The organism is Oceanisphaera sp. W20_SRM_FM3, assembly GCF_052119705.1.
In the GTDB taxonomy this organism is placed as follows: domain Bacteria; phylum Pseudomonadota; class Gammaproteobacteria; order Enterobacterales; family Aeromonadaceae; genus Oceanimonas.
Map to the genome: position 1 here is coordinate 18115 of NZ_JBGQOP010000022.1, position 17221 is coordinate 35335.

Annotated in this window: 11 protein-coding genes and 1 riboswitch; of the genes, 7 read left to right on the top strand and 4 right to left on the bottom strand. The window is 51.2% G+C overall.

Annotated elements, in window-relative coordinates; all coding sequences use genetic code 11:
* Positions 1-71: 71 nt before the first annotated feature.
* Both ACEN2G_RS11450 and ACEN2G_RS11455 read left to right on the top strand, forming a co-directional pair.
* Complete coding sequence (locus ACEN2G_RS11450) at positions 72-1025, top strand: TAXI family TRAP transporter solute-binding subunit (protein WP_442021619.1); 954 nt, start codon at positions 72-74, stop codon at positions 1023-1025.
* A 186-nt stretch (positions 1026-1211) separates the two neighbouring features.
* Complete coding sequence (locus tag ACEN2G_RS11455; protein ID WP_442021620.1) at positions 1212-3791, top strand: TRAP transporter permease; 2580 nt, start codon at positions 1212-1214, stop codon at positions 3789-3791.
* 534 nt (positions 3792-4325) lie between these two features.
* On the opposite strand, the gene nhaD is transcribed toward ACEN2G_RS11455, so the two are convergent.
* A complete protein-coding gene (gene nhaD / locus ACEN2G_RS11460) occupies positions 4326-5771 on the bottom strand; it encodes a sodium:proton antiporter NhaD (RefSeq protein WP_442021621.1) in 1446 nt (481 codons plus the stop codon).
* A gap of 355 nt (positions 5772-6126) precedes the next feature.
* On the opposite strand from nhaD, the gene argA reads away from it, so the two are divergent.
* Both argA and lysC read left to right on the top strand, forming a co-directional pair.
* Positions 6127-7455, top strand: a complete 1329-nt coding sequence (argA, locus tag ACEN2G_RS11465) for an amino-acid N-acetyltransferase (RefSeq protein ID WP_442021622.1) — start codon at positions 6127-6129, stop codon at positions 7453-7455.
* A gap of 55 nt (positions 7456-7510) precedes the next feature.
* Positions 7511-7685: riboswitch (Lysine riboswitch) on the top strand.
* Positions 7686-7877: 192 nt separating this feature from the next.
* Positions 7878-9215, top strand: a complete 1338-nt coding sequence (gene lysC, locus ACEN2G_RS11470) for a lysine-sensitive aspartokinase 3 (RefSeq protein ID WP_442021623.1) — start codon at positions 7878-7880, stop codon at positions 9213-9215.
* A gap of 119 nt (positions 9216-9334) precedes the next feature.
* Here the strand turns inward: lysC and ACEN2G_RS11475 are convergent, their stop codons facing one another.
* Both ACEN2G_RS11475 and topA read right to left on the bottom strand, forming a co-directional pair.
* Positions 9335-9502, bottom strand: coding sequence for a hypothetical protein (locus ACEN2G_RS11475; RefSeq protein ID WP_442021624.1), 168 nt, complete (start codon positions 9500-9502; stop codon positions 9335-9337).
* 140 nt (positions 9503-9642) lie between these two features.
* Positions 9643-12273: a type I DNA topoisomerase gene (topA, locus tag ACEN2G_RS11480; protein WP_442021626.1), complete on the bottom strand. Its 2631-nt coding sequence runs from the start codon at positions 12271-12273 to the stop codon at positions 9643-9645.
* Positions 12274-12715: 442 nt separating this feature from the next.
* On the opposite strand from topA, the gene astB reads away from it, so the two are divergent.
* Positions 12716-14077 (top strand): N-succinylarginine dihydrolase, encoded by a 1362-nt coding sequence (gene astB, locus ACEN2G_RS11485; RefSeq protein ID WP_442021628.1) that lies wholly within the window; start codon positions 12716-12718, stop codon positions 14075-14077.
* 79 nt (positions 14078-14156) lie between these two features.
* Here astB and sohB read toward each other — a convergent pair whose 3' ends face one another.
* Positions 14157-15179, bottom strand: coding sequence for a protease SohB (gene sohB, locus ACEN2G_RS11490; RefSeq protein WP_442021630.1), 1023 nt, complete (start codon positions 15177-15179; stop codon positions 14157-14159).
* Positions 15180-15415: 236 nt separating this feature from the next.
* On the opposite strand from sohB, the gene ACEN2G_RS11495 reads away from it, so the two are divergent.
* Both ACEN2G_RS11495 and ACEN2G_RS11500 read left to right on the top strand, forming a co-directional pair.
* Entirely contained in the window at positions 15416-16177 is a 762-nt protein-coding gene (locus tag ACEN2G_RS11495; protein WP_442021632.1) for a YciK family oxidoreductase, read from the top strand.
* 74 nt (positions 16178-16251) lie between these two features.
* Entirely contained in the window at positions 16252-17136 is an 885-nt protein-coding gene (locus ACEN2G_RS11500) for a LysR family transcriptional regulator (RefSeq protein ID WP_442021634.1), read from the top strand.
* The last annotated feature ends 85 nt before the right edge of the window (positions 17137-17221 follow it).

Below are 17221 nucleotides of genomic sequence, written 5' to 3' on the forward strand. Positions count from 1 at the left end.
TATTTTTACTGTTAGTCATGTAGATATTTTATTGGGAAGTCGCCCTAAGCAATAAGAATGGAGAGTCATATATGATCAAGCTAGTTACAGGAGCCATGACGGCACTTTTACTGAGCACGCAAGTCAGCGCCGAAGCGCGTTACGTTACCATAGGTACAGGTGGTCAAACCGGCGTTTATTACACTGCGGGTCAGTCGGTATGCCGTTTATTAAACCGTGGTGCGGCTGAGCATGATATTAAATGTAATGCGCCCTCTTCTGCCGGTAGCGTCAGCAACATAGTGGCACTGCAAAACAAAGATTACGACTTTGGCTTTATTCAATCGGATCACCAATATAAGGCGCTAGAAGGCCAAGCACCTTTTGATAAAAAACCAGTAAAAAATCTACGTGCCGTGTTCTCACTGCAAAGTGAGATCCTCACCGTAGTGGTGCGCAAAGACAGTAACATCAACAACTTTGAAGACTTAAAAGGTAAGCGCGTCAATATCGGCGTACCCGGCTCAGGCAGCCGCGACACCTTCGATGAAGTTATGGCCGCCAGCGGCTGGGATAAGAGTACCTTCGCCTTGGCAGCCGAGTTAAAACCGGCTGAAATGGCGGCGGCCTTGGGCGATAACAACCTAGATGCCATTACTTATGTAGTGGGCCACCCCAGTGGTGCCATTCAAGAAGCCTTGACCACGGCGGATGCTAAGCTGATCCCCGTCACGGGTGATGGCGTCGATAAGCTGTTGGCTCAAGCTAGCTACTTTGCCAAAGCCGATATTCCTGCCGGTTTGTATCCCGGCGTAGATAAGCCTATTCCGTCCATCGGCGGCAAAGCCGTATTGGCCACCACAGAAGAAACCGATCCAGAAGTGGTGTATCAGTTGGTGAAGTCGGTGTTTGATAACTTAGATCGTTTCAAACGCTTGCATCCGGCCTTTGCCGAGCTGAAAGCCGAAGACATGATCTCAGTGGGCATTACCGCGCCCTTACACGAAGGTGCTAAGCGTTACTATAAAGAGAAAGGTTGGTTATAATGCCTAGGCTAAAGCCCGTCCTCCATGAGGTCGGGCTTTAGCCATATAAGGTTAATCATATAAATAAGAGACGCGCATCAAGCTTAAACTGTTAAATGACGTATTCTTACCTTAAGTCAAACCTCTGCTGAGCGATTAAGCAGAGGTTTACTCTTCTCTATAGCCCAATTTAACTAGGTATAACCTATGTCCGAAAAACAATTGTCCGTAGAGGAGCTGATCGCCCAAGATGTGGGTGCCCGCTCGCCCCAAGGCATAATGGCCAAAATCAGTGCCGGACTCGCTTTGCTCTGGTCGCTATTCCAGTTATGGATTGCCTCACCGCTGCCGTTTATGGTCGGCTTTGGCATTTTTAACAGTACCGAACAGCGCTCCATCCACTTGGCATTTGCCCTACTCCTGACGTTTTTAGTGTTCCCAGCGCTTAAGTCTTCTCCGCGTAATCGCGTACCGCTGTTGGATATTGCGCTGGGCCTGATTGCCGCTGCTAGTGCCGCTTATCTATTTATTTTTTATCAAGAATTATCCCAACGCCCCGGCACCTTAACCACTGCCGACCTGATCACCTCCTGTGTGGGTATCGTTTTATTATTAGAAGCCACCCGCCGTGCACTGGGTCCGCCATTGGCCATTATCGCCTTGGTGTTTTTAGCTTACAGCTTGGCCGGCCCTTATATGCCGAGCTTATTAGCCCACAGAGGCGTGACCTTTAGTGCGCTAGCCAACCATCAGTGGATCACCACCGAAGGCGTGTTTGGTATCGCGCTGGGAGTATCGACCAGCTTCGTATTTTTATTCGTATTGTTTGGCGCCCTGTTAGAGCGCGCCGGTGCCGGCCACTATTTTATTCAGTTAGCCTTTAGCTTACTTGGCCATATGCGTGGCGGCCCCGCCAAAGCGGCGGTGGTGGCGTCTGGCTTAACCGGTATGATTTCCGGCTCCTCAATTGCCAACGTGGTGACCACGGGCACCTTTACCATCCCCATGATGAAACGCACCGGATTTTCAGCAGAAAAAGCCGGTGCCGTGGAAGTGGCCTCGTCAGTGAATGGCCAGATCATGCCGCCCGTGATGGGCGCCGCCGCCTTCTTGATGGTCGAATACATTGGTATGCCCTATGTCGAAATCATCAAACATGCCTTCTTGCCCGCGGCTATTTCTTATATCGCCCTGCTTTATATAGTGCATTTAGAGTCCATGAAATTGGGCTTAGAGCCCATAGGCGGCCGCGTCCCTAAAACCTGGTTGCGCCGCTTAACCGGTTTTGCCTTTGGCGTTACCTTGACCTGTGGCTTGTCATTGGCTGTTTATTACGGCTTGGGCTGGTTGAAACCCGTGCTCGGCGAGCATGTGCTACCAGGGGTGAGCGTATTATTGGCCATCGCCTATTTAGGCTTATTAAAAATTGCTGCCAGTGTGGCACCCTTACCGCCGGAAGACCCTAACGCCAAGTTAGATAAACTGCCCGAGACCCGCGCCGTGCTGTTATCTGGCCTGCATTTCTTGCTGCCGGTGGTGGTCTTGGTGTGGTGTTTGATGGTCGAGCGTTTATCGCCGGGCTTGTCGGCCTTTTGGGGCAGCATGATGCTGGTGGTGATCTTAATCACTCAGCGTCCACTGCTGAGCTGGATGCGCCGCGATAGCAGCCATAAAGATGGCCATTTTATGGCCGGCCTAGTGGACTTGCGTGAAGCGCTGCTAGCCGGTGCGCGCAACATGATTGGCATAGGTATCGCCACCGCCGCCGCTGGGCTCATAGTAGGTGCCGTATCGCAAACCGGCGTCGGCTTAGTATTGGCCGACTTGGTCGAGCTGTTGTCGATGGGTAACTTGCTGCTGATGCTGCTACTGGTGGCGGTGTTTAGCCTGATCTTAGGCATGGGCTTGCCCACCACCGCCAACTACATAGTGGTATCTAGCTTGCTCGCTCCTGTGGTGGTGACGCTTGGTCAACAAAATGGCTTAATAGTGCCGCTCATTGCCGTGCATATGTTTGTGTTTTACTTCGGCATTATGGCGGATGTAACGCCACCGGTGGGCTTAGCGTCCTTTGCCGCGGCGGCGGTCTCGAAAGGCGATCCGATTAAAACCGGCATCACGGCGTTTTATTACAGCCTGCGCACTGCCGCATTGCCGTTCTTGTTTATCTTTAATACCGACTTACTGCTGATTGATGTTAGCTTCTGGCACGGGGTGCTCATCTTTATTATTGCCACCGCGGCTATGCTTATCTTCGCCGCCGGCACCCAAGGCTTCTTCTTGGTGCGCAGCCGTTGGTATGAAGGTGTGCTGTTATTATTAGTGGCCTTTACCCTGTTTCGCCCGGGTTTTTGGATGGACATGATCCACGACCCGTATCGTGAAGTGCCCGCATCTCAACTCGAACAAGTGTTGGATACCCTGCCCGCAGACAGCCAGTTACGGCTGCGGGTGAGCGGTTTAGATGCGGTGGGTGACATCAAAGAGTTCAGTGTCTTGCTGCCAGTGCCCTCGGGTGACACAGGTGCCGAGCGACTCGAAAAGCTGGGCCTGATGCTCTATGAGCAAGACGGCAAGGTATTGATCGACAGTGTGTCTTTCAACAGCCCCGCCGCCGATGCCGGCTTAGACTTTGATCAGCAAATCATGCTGGTACGTGCGCCCACCGAGCGCTGGACCAAAGAGTTAATGTGGATCCCTGGCTTCTTAGTGCTGGCGCTAGTGGTTTGGCTGCAACGCCGTCGCTACCCCGTAAAGGAGCGCCACCCGCTGCCTAGCATTATGTAAGCTGCAGCGATTAATAGCGTGATGATTCAATGCCTCACAGCCCCAACCTAGTTGGGGCTTTTTTATGATTTACGAGTGAGGAGTGAGGAGTGAGGCTGGTGGAATGGCCCGACTAAAGTAGACACCTATTTATGCAGCATTAAGTTGCTGCGCACATGCGTAAGGGTAAATCCTCCCAGCGAGTACTTGGCACTTGGTGATCTCTTTCCTGCCACTCATCACCATTCACACCTGACAAACAAAAACCTGAATACTTATGAACCTCAGCCATAATGCTGCCTTATTTAGGTTTTTGTAGCTGCCACTTGTTTATAAACAGAAAGTTTCGGCAGGCCAGCTTTGCTGGCAATCTTTAAATAAAAACATAAAACCGTGGCGAAGTCCTCTTCGCCGAAGAGACGGCCACCTACGTTGTAACCCATTGAATCTATTGACGCTTAAGTTACTGAAACATGGCTGAACTTTGTGGGTAATCAGGAACAAAAAAGCCCTGACGCACGGTCAGGGCTTGTTGAGATATCAGGCTATCCAGCCTTAGCCAAAGATATTGAAGCTCTCGGCATTCAACCACAGGTGCACCATCATACTGGCTACGTAGCCGAGCAAAATCACTGGAGCCCACTTCAGGTGACCACCGAAGGTGTACATGCCGCGCGCTTGTCCCATTAAAGCCACACCCGCCGCCGAGCCCACCGACAACAAGCTACCGCCCACGCCCGCAGCCAAGGTGACCAGCAACCAGTTACCGTGAGACATTTCAGGGTTCATGGTTAATACCGCAAACATCACGGGTATGTTATCGACCACAGCCGAGATCAAGCCGATGGCAATGTTGGCATAAGTCGCATCCCAGTTGCCGTATAACAGCTCAGAGCCCAGCGCCAAGTAACCCATAAAGCCGAGGCCACCCACACACATCACCACGCCGTAGAAGAACAATAAGGTGTCCCACTCAGCACGAGCCACCTTGCTGAACACATCAAACGGCACCACGCTGCCTAAGCGTTCCAAGGCTTCTTCATCGCCACGCTTGGCGGCCATAATTTTTTTGCGCGCCACCGAACTCTCCAAGGTTTGACGCAGGTAATAGCCGAAAAATTGTAAGTAGCCGAGGCCCGTCATCATGCCCAGTACCGGCGGCAAGTCGAGCACGCTTTGGCAGGCCACGGCGGTGGCTACCGTCAACAAGAATAAAAAGACGATGCGCAGTGCGCCTCGCTTCAATACGGCTTTTTCATACACAGCCACTGGGCAACGATTTTCAATAAAGAAACTCATGATAATGGCCGGGACTAAATAGTTCACCACAGCCGGAATAAACAAAATGAAGAACTCATTAAATTCAATGATGCCCGCTTGCCACACCATTAAAGTAGTAATGTCACCAAAGGGGCTAAAGGCACCACCGGCGTTAGCGGCGATAACGATATTAATGCAGCAGATATTGATAAATTTCTTATCGCCCTCGGCCACCTTGATCACCACGGCACTCATCAACAGCGCCGTGGTTAAGTTGTCTGCCACCGGCGAAATAAAGAACGACAAGATACCGGTGAGCCAAAATAACGACTTATAACTAAAACCGCGGCGGATCATCCAAGAACGCAAGGCATCAAACAGGCCGCGGTCTTCCATGGCGCTGATATAGGTCATGGCCACCAGCAAAAACAGCAACAGCTCTGCGTATTCTAATAAGTTATGACGAAAGGCTTCTTTGGGTAGGTCACCGATGCCATTATTCATATAGACCCAACCGATGGCGACCCAGATAATACCTGCGGCCACTAATACCGGCTTAGACTTTCTCAGATGCAGATATTCTTCGGCCATCACCAAGATGTAGGCGAAGGCGAACACGGCGAGCGCAAACATACCTATGTTGGTATGAGTTAAATCCAGCGGCAATTCAGCCGCCGCAACTGAAGTACTGAACAGTAAGCCCAGCCCTCCTAAGGTGAGTAAAGACAGCTTCCTTTGCATGTTTTCTCTCTCTTTTTGTTATTTTGGTTATTTTGGCTTTTTTGTTATTTTGGCTATAGCTATTAGGGTGTTTTTTACTCTATGTTCTACAAATGAAGCCTAACATAAAGCCCTCGACAAAGTGCCTCGCATTCTTAGCACTGGCTCGCATTTTTCAAGTCGAAATGCGCCAGATCAAACTTAAGCCTAAACCTCTGCTAATCCTTTCATTTAAGCCCTGCTAGCTGCCCCAATAAATGGCACAGGTTAACGTCGCCACTCGATTTTTATCGACTAAAAGTAAATATTTACTCTTGTTTTTTGCATGATTTTTCACGAACATGCTGTTTTAGCCTTTGTTAGCCAAGGATGCTCTGTGCGCGATATAGATGCAGCATTAGTAAAAGCGTTTCGTCAATCTAGCCCCTATGTGAATTTACATAGAGGCTCTACTTTCGTGGTGATGTTGGGCGGCGAAGCCATAGATCAAGAAAACTTCCCTAATATCATCAGTGATATAGCGCTATTGACCAGCCTTGGCATTCGCTTAGTGATAGTGTTTGGCGCCCGTCCGCAAATTGACCGAGGCTTGAGCGAGGCCAAGTTAGACAATGTGTTTCATAAACACACCCGCGTGACCGATGAGCACAGCTTTCGCATCATCAAAGACGTGTGTGGCGGCCTGCAGATGGACATAATGGCGCGCTTATCCATGGGCTTGATTAATACACCCATGCAAAATGCCCGCATCAACGTGGTGACCGGTAACTTTGTGACCGCTCAGCCCTTGGGTGTAGACGACGGCGTCGACTATCAACACTCAGGCCGGGTGCGCCGTATTCACACCGACGCCATCAATCACCAATTAGTGAATGGCGCTACCGTGCTTATCTCGCCCATTGGTTTCTCTGTCACAGGTGAGAGCTTTAACTTATCGTCCGAAGAATTAGCACGTCGCTTAGCCATTGAGCTAAAAGCCACTAAGTTGATTGGTTTTTGCTCCCAGCTGGGCGTGCTTAACGAAGAAGGCGTGGCCATTCCTGAATTGTTCCCAGAACAAGCCGAAGAACACTTGCAACAGCAGATAGCCGAGGGCGATACCTTGTCTGGCACGGCGCGCTATCTGCGCGCGGCCATTGCCACCTGCCGCGCCGGCGTGCCACGCAGCCATCTGGTGAGCTACAAAGAAGATGGCGCCCTTATTCAAGAGCTGTTTACCCGCGACGGCTTAGGCACCCAATTGGTGAGCCTAAGTGCCGAGCAGGCCCGTCAGGCACGCATCGACGACATAGGTGGCATCTTGGATCTGATCCGTCCGCTCGAAGAAGAAGGCGTCTTGGTGCGCCGCTCCCGCGAACAGCTAGAGATGGAGATAGATCAGTTCACCATCATCGAAAAAGATGGCGCCATTATTGGCTGCGCCGCCTTATATCCCTTCCCAGAAGAAGCCATGGCGGAAATGGCCTGTGTGGCCATACACCCAGACTACCGACGGGGCAGCCGCGGCGACATGTTGTTGCTTAAGGTAGAAGAGCAGGCGAAGAAGCGCGGCATGAGCCGACTGTTTATCTTAACCACCCGCTCCATTCATTGGTTTAGAGAACGCGGCTTTGAGCCGGTAGACGTGAGCGCGCTGCCAATGGGCAAGCAAGCGCTGTATAACTACCAGCGTCGCTCGAAAATTATGATGAAAGACTTAATCTAAGTCTTTCATCAGTTGACAATAAAGCACTAGCTAGTAAAGATGTGTGGCCCGATTTTCGGGCAGAAGAGGTGCGTTATTCAGGTAACCGGTGCTAGGAGCTGCTACTCCCATCATGCTCGGCCAGGGGAGATAACGCCGAGAGGAGCTCAAGAGCAGTTTGAGCTCCTCGGCTATGAGGGCTGAATCCTTCAGGCTGTCGCCTAACCAAGGGCTGGCGTGCTTCTAAGTGACCTTTGGTCTTGACTACAAGTAACCGTAAGGCGTGAAGTGTAGGCGTGACAAGTAAACCGTAATTCGTAGATCCTGAGCGCTATCACAGCACCTGACCTCATGTTTAACGCTTCACTCTTCACCCCCTCACTCCTCACTGTTTGCAGCCGTTTCCCATTATTTTTTATTTGCACCTATTCAAGGAGCTGCAGTTGAGCCAGTTAACCGTTGCTAAATTTGGTGGTACCAGCGTCATAGACGCCGAGGCCATGAGTCGTTGTGCCCTCATTCTTGAACAAAATCCCGACACCCGAGTGGCGGTATTGAGCGCCAGCTCTGGCGTGACCAATATTTTGGTGGCGCTGGCTTCCGGCGAGCAGCAGCCCGAGGCGCGCAGCGCCTTGTTAAAGCAACTCACCGATATTCAGCAAGGCATTCTCAATAGCCTAGATAAGCCGGAAATGTTGACTCGACACATTGACGACATCTTAGTGCACATCAAAGAGTTGTCTGACAGCGCCGCTATTAGCCCCACCAAGGCCTTGCACGATGAAATCGTGTCTCAGGGTGAGCTAATTTCGACGCGCTTGTTTGTGGAGCTATTGCGCAGCCGTGGCACGCCTGCGGTGTGGTTTGATGTGCGCAAAGTGATGCGCACCGACGACCGCTTTAGCCGCGCCACCCCAGATTTGGCTAATTTACAGGCCGAAGTCACAAAAGAACTACTGCCCTTGTGTGCTAATCAACTAGTGGTCACCCAAGGCTTTATCGGCGCCGCCAAAGATGGTCGCACCACTACCCTTGGTCGTGGCGGCAGTGATTTTTCTGCCGCCCTGTTGGCTGAGGCGCTCAACGCCGCAGCCATCCAGATCTGGACCGATGTGCCAGGCATTTACACCACAGATCCACGCTTAGTCACCACGGCGCGCCCGATTCGCGAGATAAGCTTCAGCGAAGCCTCAGAAATGGCCACTTTTGGCGCTAAGGTCTTGCACCCAGCTACCCTGCAGCCGGCGGTACGCCAGCAAATTCCGGTATTTGTGGGTTCAAGCCGAGAGCCTGAAGCCGGCGGCACCTGGATCCGTAATGAAACCGACAGCCAGCCGCTGTTTCGCGCCATTGCCCTGCGCCGCAATCAGGTGCTGCTCACACTCACCAACCAGAGCATGTTTCAGGTGCACGGCTTCTTGGCGGAAGTGTTTGGCATCTTGGCCAAGCATAAAATCTCCGTGGATTTGATCACCACCTCGGTGATCAGCGTATCGCTCACCCTAGACTCAGGTGCCGAGCTGTTAACGGACGAAGTGCGTGAAGAGCTGAACAAACATTGTCATTTGCAAGTAGAGCACGACTTGGCGTTGATAGCCTTAATCGGTAATCGCATGAGCGAAGTCAGCGGTACCGGCACTCAGGTATTTAAAGCCTTATCTGACGTAAACGTGCGCATGATCTGCTACGGTGCCAGCTCTCATAACCTGTGTTTCTTAGTACCAGAAGCCGACTCAGACCGCGTAGTGAACACCCTGCATCAAGAGTTGTTGCCTGCTTAGTTAGTTCTTCGCAACCGCTCACGCTAGTCCCATAGAAAAAGGCCGTTATCATCCGATAACGGCCTTTTTTCTCACCACTGTCTCGTCACGTTTTTATCACACTATACTGGCTTAACCGCCTAGCTTGGCCTTTCTGCCAGCACTTCACTGATATGCACGTAAAAAGGCTGCAGCTCATCTTCGCCCTGCAACAACAGCTGGTGGTTAGGCACATCGACTTCCAGTATATAGCCGGAGCCCACAGTGGTGTGGCATTGCATACCTGGCTTGAGTTCTTGAATATCCATATTCAGTCCTTTTTGTGAAGCGTGAAGCGAAAAAATATAGCACCAAACACCAAGCGTAAAGATAGCCGATTTTCTCAATGAAAAAGGCCAGCACTGAGTGCTGGCCTTTTTACCTTAGCTGACTTCACTCACGTCAGTGGTTACTTCTTGCCTTTCTCAGCTTGCACCCACTTGCCGTTCACATAATGCGCGGTCCAGCCGGTGGCTTTTTTCTCAATTTCCGTCATCACGTACTGCTCTTTATTCTTGCGGCTATAACGCACCACGGCTTTGTTGCCGTCGGGGTCTTGGGTCGGCGCCTCGGTCAGATACAAGAACTTAGGTGACAATCGGTCTTTAAACTGCACCAGCTCTTCCACTAAGGGCGCACGGGTTTCTCGCGACTTAGGGAAATTGCTGGCCGCCATAAAGATACCGGATGCGCCATCGCGTAACACAAAATAAGCGTCAGACTGAGTACAAGGCAGTTCGGGTAAATGCACAGGATCTTCTTTGGGCGGTGCTACGTCGCCATTTTTTAAGATCTTGCGGGTATTTTTACACTCTTCATTGGTACAGGCCATGTACTTACCGAAGCGGCCATTTTTCAGCTGCATTTCGGCTTGGCAGCGATCGCACTCGATCACTGGGCCATCGTAGCCTTTGAGCTTAAACTGCCCTTCTTCCAACTCATAACCATCGCAGTCGGGATTTTGACCACACACATGGAGCTTGCGCTTATCATCGATAAAGTAGGCATCCATGGCGGTGCCACACTTCTCACAACGGTGCTTGGCACGCAGGGCATCGGTTTCGGCTTCTTCGTCATTAGCCAGTACAAACTCATCACCGGGTACCAAGTTAATGGTTTGCTTACAGCGCTCTTTCGGCGGCAAGGCATAGCCAGAGCAGCCCAAAAACACGCCTGTGCTGGCGGTACGAATGCCCATATCTCGGTCGCAGGTCGGGCATTTAATGTCGGTGAGCACCATTTCATTGGCGCGCATGCCGCCCTCTTCTGCGGGTCGTTCGGCGTTAGCCAGCTCTTCTGTAAATTCCGCGTAAAAGGCGTCCAGTACTGTGGTCCAGTTCAGCTCGCCGTGAGCAATTTCATCGAGCTTGCTTTCCATTTGCGCGGTGAAGTCGTAGTTCATCAGCTCGGCAAAACTTTCTTGCAGCCTGTCGGCGACAATTTCGCCCATTTTCTCCGCATAGAAACGACGGCTTTCCACTTTTACATAACCGCGGTCTTGAATGGTCGAGATAATAGCCGCATAAGTCGAAGGACGGCCGATGCCGCGCTTTTCTAGCTCACGTACCAAGGCCGCTTCACTAAAGCGCGCCGGTGGCTTGGTAAAGTGCTGCTTAGGGTCCAGCTGCTCAAGTTTAAGGGTCTCGCCAGCTTGCACCGCCGGCAAGACGGTATCTTCGCCTTTGCGGCCCTTGGCGGCTTCTTGCACCTTGGTCCAACCGGCAAAGCGCAAGATGCGACCACGGGCTTTCAAGTCATAGTCACCGGCACGCACCGTGATAGTGGTACTGTCATATAACGCAGGCATCATCTGGCAGGCCAAAAACTGGCGCCAAATCAAGTCATATAAACGCTTGGCGTCCGCTTCCATGCCATCTAAGTTTTCTGCCGTTAACGCCACGTCCGATGGACGAATCGCTTCGTGCGCTTCTTGGGCATTGGCCTTGGCGCTATAAACGATAGGATTTTCTGGCAGGTAGTTAGCACCAAACTGCTGTTCAATTAGTTCGCGGGCGCTGGCTACCGCTTCTTGGCTTAAGTTGGTGGAGTCGGTACGCATATAGGTGATGTAGCCGGCTTCATACAAGCGCTGGGCCAACATCATGGTACGTTTTACACCAAAGCTTAAGCGGGTGCTGGCCGCCTGCTGCAAGGTAGACGTAATAAAAGGCGCCGATGGTTTGCTTTGGGTGGGCTTATCATCGCGCGACACCACTTCATAGGTAGCGGCCTTAAGACTGGACACCGCTGCCATGGCGTCGGTTTCGTTATCGGGCTTAAATTCTTTGCCCTTAAATTTTGCCACCGCCATCGATAGCGCCAGCTTATCGGTATTGCTGAGCTCGGCTTGAATATCCCAATACTCTTCCGGGACGAAGGCTTTAATCTCGCGCTCTTTTTCTACCAGCAAGCGTACCGCTACCGATTGTACGCGGCCTGCAGATAAGCCACGGGCCACTTTCTTCCACAACAGAGGCGACACCATGTAGCCAACCACGCGATCTAAAAAACGGCGCGCTTGTTGGGCGTCCACGCGAAACTGATTGAGCTCAGAGGGCTGACTAAAAGCTTCTTGAATAGCAGACTTGGTGATCTCGTTAAATACTACCCGCTTAAAGCGCGACTCGTCCCCACCGATCAGCTCTTTGAGGTGCCAAGCAATGGCTTCCCCTTCGCGGTCCAAATCCGTTGCGAGATAGATGATGTCGGCTTTTTCGGCCAGCGCTTGTAATTCGGTGACTACCTTCTCTTTGCCCGGCAAAATTTGATAGTTTGCCTGCCAGCCATTGTTGGGATCTATGCCCATGCGCGCAATCAAGGCTTTTTGGTCTTTTTGCGCTTTCAATTTGGCCTTTTGTTCTGGGCTCAGCGTTTTGGTATCGGTTTTTTTGGCCGGCGCTTTTTTAGCAATGGCCGATCCTGAGGTCGGCAAGTCACGCACGTGACCGATACTAGACTTGACGATAAAGTCTTTGCCCAGATATTTGTTGATGGTTTTTGCCTTAGCAGGCGACTCCACTATTACCAGCGATTTACTCATAAAGCGCGTTTCTATCCTTCAGGTCTGGCCCCAAGCTGGGGTCCGGCGGCAAGGTGATGACGGCTGTATAAGTGAAAATGCCGTGGAATGCAAACTTGCCCGCAGAAAATGAATCGAATTTATATGGTCTTATTAACGCCTTGATACCAACAGGAATCAACCGGTTTTTTAGCTAGGCTGACTGTTCGTCCGCTTTTTAGGCATTGTTTTAGTTATGTTTTAGTTATGTTTTAGTTATGTTTTAGTTATGTTTTACTTATGTTTACTTATATTTTGCGTAAAGCTAGTTTAGCTTTGCTGGTGTGCTCTCACACCCGCGATTGCTGTTAATGTTAAGTTACAACTCACACAGAAAGCCACCTATAATGGCGCAAAAGTAAAAAGCCGCCATTTTCAGCGCTCATATTAAGCATTACGCACGCAGCAATTAAGGAGCCAGACTATGGCGCAGCACTCGCACACAGCACTGTCCTTTGAGGTCAACTTTGATGGCTTAGTGGGCCCTACTCACAACTACGCTGGGCTGTCTTACGGCAATGTGGCTTCACAAAGTAGCGCACAAGCGAGTTCGAATCCAAAACAAGCCGCACTACAAGGTTTACAAAAAATGAAAACCTTAAGCGATTTAGGCTTAATCCAAGGGGTATTAGCCCCTCAAGAACGCCCCGACGTGCATACCTTGCGCCGACTGGGCTTTAGTGGCAGTGACGCCCAAGTGCTGGACAAAGCCTATCTCTCCGATCCTATGTTATTAGCCGCAGTCTGCTCGGCCTCCAGCATGTGGACTGCCAATGCGGCCACCATTTCCCCTAGCGCCGACACCCAAGATAATCGCGTGCATATTACGCCCGCCAACCTGAATAATAAGTTTCACCGCGCCATCGAGCATGAGGTTACGGGCCTTATCTTGCGTCGGGTGTTTAATCATGATGATTATTTCTGCCATCACCCTGCGCTACCCGGTCAAGACGCCTTTGGCGATGAAGGTGCGGCTAACCACACGCGCTTGTGTATTGATTATCATGAACCCGGGCTTGAGTTGTTTGTGTATGGGCGCTGCGCTTTTAATGGGCATTTACCTGCGCCACAGCGCTACCCAGCCCGTCAAACGTTGGAAGCCTCGCGTGCCGTGGCCCGATTACACGGTTTGAGCGAGCACAATACGCTGTTTATTGCCCAAAACCCGCATGTGATCGATCAGGGCGTGTTTCACAACGACGTGATTGCGGTAGGCAACCAAAACCTGCTGTTTTTTCATGAGTTGGCGTTTTTAGATACGCCTGCCGTCTTGAGCGAAATCAGGGCTAAGTTACCTAATACCGAGCTGCATTTGCTTGCCGTTACTCAGGCTGAGGTGCCGTTAGCGGACGCCATCAGTAGCTACTTATTTAACACGCAAATCGTGACGTTAGCTCCCGGGAATATGGCGATTATTGCGCCCTTAGAATGCGCGCACACCCCCAGCGTCAAGGCCTATTTAGACCGGTTACCCAGCTTAAACACGCCTATTAAAGCGGTGCATTATATTGATGTAAAACAGAGTATGCGCAATGGTGGCGGCCCTGCCTGTTTACGCCTGCGGGTGGCTCTAACCCAAGCCGAGTTGGCAGCCACAAACAAGGCTTGCTTGATGAATGATGCGCTTTTTACCCAACTCAACACTTGGGTGGAGCGTCACTACCGAGATCAATTAAGCGTGAGCGACTTGCGCGACCCTGATTTATTGCTTGAATCGCGCAGCGCTCTGGATGAGCTAAGCCAAGTTTTAAACTTAGGCAGTGTGTATGAGTTTCAACTCGAATAGTGAGGAGTGAGGAGTGAGGAGTAAAAGGTGAGGTGTTTGTTTATGCGTTTCACGCCTTACATCTCACTCTTCACCTTTATTAACTAAACGGCCGTTGGGCGGCAGAGATAAACTTAAGTACCGCACGACTGATGCCTAATTCGACCGCTTGGCTGAGCTTGTCTTTGAGGTTTTTCTTGGGCTGATAATGCAGGCGGATCACCCGCTTGTTCCCGCTTTGGCTCAGCAAGTATTCACTGCTGGTCGATAATTCATCCACCAAGCCTAACTCCAGTGCATCTGTGCCCAACCAGTGCTCACCGGTGGCCACTTTTTCCAGCGCCAAGGCGGGGCGGTTTTGCGCGATAAAGTCTTTAAATCTGTGGTGGATAACTTCCAACTCTTGCTGAAACTTAGCGCGGCCCGCGTCGTCGTTTTCACCAAACAGCGTTAAGGTGCGCTTAAAGGCGCCGGCGGTGTGCAACTCCACATCTATGTCTTTATTTTTCAGAAATTTATTAAAGTTAGGCATTTGCGCCACCACGCCGATGGAGCCGACGATAGCAAACGGCGCGGCAATAATGCGCTCTGCCACACAGGCCATCATGTAACCGCCACTGGCTGCCACTTTATCAACGGCAACCGTTAACTTAAGACCATGGGCTTTAATACGCGCTAATTCGGCGGCACCTAAACCATAGCCGTGCACCACACCGCCACCGGATTCTAAGCGCACCAAGACTTCATCGCCCGCCTTGGCCAATTGCAGCAAGCCGGTAATTTCGCGGCTTAACCCACTCACTTCATGGGCGTCCATGCTGCCATTAAAATCCAGTACATAGAGGCGCGCCCTGTCGTCTTGGGCTTTTTTATCGGCTTTGGCTGCGGCTTTAAATTGCTGCTTTAACTGCTTGCGCTCGGCATCGTTGAGGGCACAAGCCATTTGTAATTGCTGTTGCTGCTGGTGTAAGTCTGCACTCACATCCTCTAAATTTAGGCGATTCGCTCCCTTCTTTGGCCGCATGGCGGCGTTGGCTATCAGCGCAATGACAAATCCTATGGCTAACACCCAGGTCAGGGCTTTAGCGGCAAACAGGCCATACTGGTAAAAAAAATCTAACATAAGGTATCCTTGAGACCGGCACAAAGCCTAAAGGCCCATTGTAAAAGTCTTAAGCTAGAACACCAACCGTCATTTTACTTATCGTCTAGCTAAAGCTGCTTTCGCTTGTACAGCAACACCTTAGACCAGTATTTTTAGTGCTTAACACTAGCATCCCAGCCCAGAGTCTGGTTTGATCCCAGTATTATCTGTTTAACAGTTACTTATTACCTATTACTTAAGAGAACCCAGCCCAGATGCTCGATTATCATGCAGCCCCCGATTTACTGGCAGAAAAAGTGATTTTAATTACCGGCGCCGGCGATGGCATTGGCCGCCAAGCCGCACTGCATTATGGTGCCCACGGCGCTACCGTTATCTTGCTCGGCAAAACCGTGAACAAGCTAGAAGCTGTGTACGATGAGTTACTTGCCCAAGGCAGCCCAGAGCCGGCCATTATTCCGCTCGACTTAAACGGCGCCACTAAGACCCATTATCAAGACTTGAGCGAGACCCTTAAGCAACAGTTTGGTCGCTTAGATGGCGTGTTATTTAATGCCAGCCATCTGAGCGTGTTAGGTCCGTTTGAAATGATCGGCGAAGATCAGTGGGACAAGGTGATGCAGGTCAACCTTAAGTCGCAATTTTTGCTGACCCAAGCCTTGTTGCCGCTGTTAAAAGCCACGCCTGAGTCGTCTATTATTTACACCAGCTCAGGTGTGGGTAAGAAAGGCCGCGCCTACTGGGGCACCTATGCCATTTCCAAGTTTGCTACCGAGGGCATGATGCAAGTGCTGGCCGATGAGTTAAGCAATAGCTCGGTACGGGTGAACTGCATTAATCCCGGCGCCACCCGCACCGATATGCGCTCCCGTGCGTATCCGGGTGAAGATCCGACCAGCTTACGCACTCCCGCCGAGATCATGTCGCTCTATCTGTATTTAATGGGCAAAGACAGCTTGGCCATTAACGGCCAATCCCTCGATGCGCAACCAGATAAAGTGCAGCGTAACGCCTAATGCTTGATTTGCTTGGCCACCTTACGCAAGGAAGTAACCGTTAGCTGAGCCTAATTCACAAGGAAGAGTCTCCCATGTACCGCCCAAAAAGTACCATTGAACAATGGCGTATTTTTCAAGCCGTGGTCGATCATGGGGGCTACGCTCAGGCGGCTGAAAAACTGAATAAAAGTCAGTCGTCGCTTAACCATGCTGTCGCCAAGCTGCAGCAAGGATTAGGGGTCGCGCTTTTAGAAGTTAAAGGCCGCAAAGCCTATCTTACCCCCGAAGGTGAGGTGTTTTTGCAGCGCTCGCGTAAGCTCACCTATGGCATGCAAGAGCTGGAGTTATTGGCCGATGTACTGGCCAGTGGCTGGGAGCCGATATTGCGCATAGTGGTGGAGGCTTCTTTGCCCCGTCAGCCCTTATATCAAGCCTTAAGTGATTTTTCATTGCGATCGCGAGGATGCCGCATCCATTTAATGGAAGCTCAACCCGCAGGCTGCCAAGCCGTGATCAGCAAACAAGCCGCCGATATGGTGCTAGCTAGTCAAGTGGATGCCGGAGTGACTAGCTTGCCGTTACTGAGTACGGTTTATGTACCGGTATGCGCACCTGGGCATGTACTCACTGAACTCGATGAGGTGAGCGCACTCGACTTAGATGCACAGCTAGAATTAGTGCTTGCGGAGAGTAAAGAAACGGAAGAAGGCTGGGAAAAAGCCGAACAACGCTGGGTGATCAATCACCTACACGACACTTTGTCGTTACTTCGCCGCGGCGTGGGCTTTTCTTGGTTACCACTGGAAGCGGTAGCCCCTTTGCTGGAAGCCAAGATTTTGGTGCGCTTACCCATGACGAATCAAGCATTGCGCAAGCGTTTTTCGCATCTAGTATTGCCTCATTCTAGCCCGCCGGGCCCTGCGGCCAGCCTACTATTAACCTTAATTCGCCAGCATTACACCAAAGCCACAACTTAGGCTGCTTGTTGCCAGCCGCTCACGGCTTCCTTATGCTGAAGCCCTTATCTTTTGCCCAAAAGCCCCTATTTTGAGAGGCCCATAT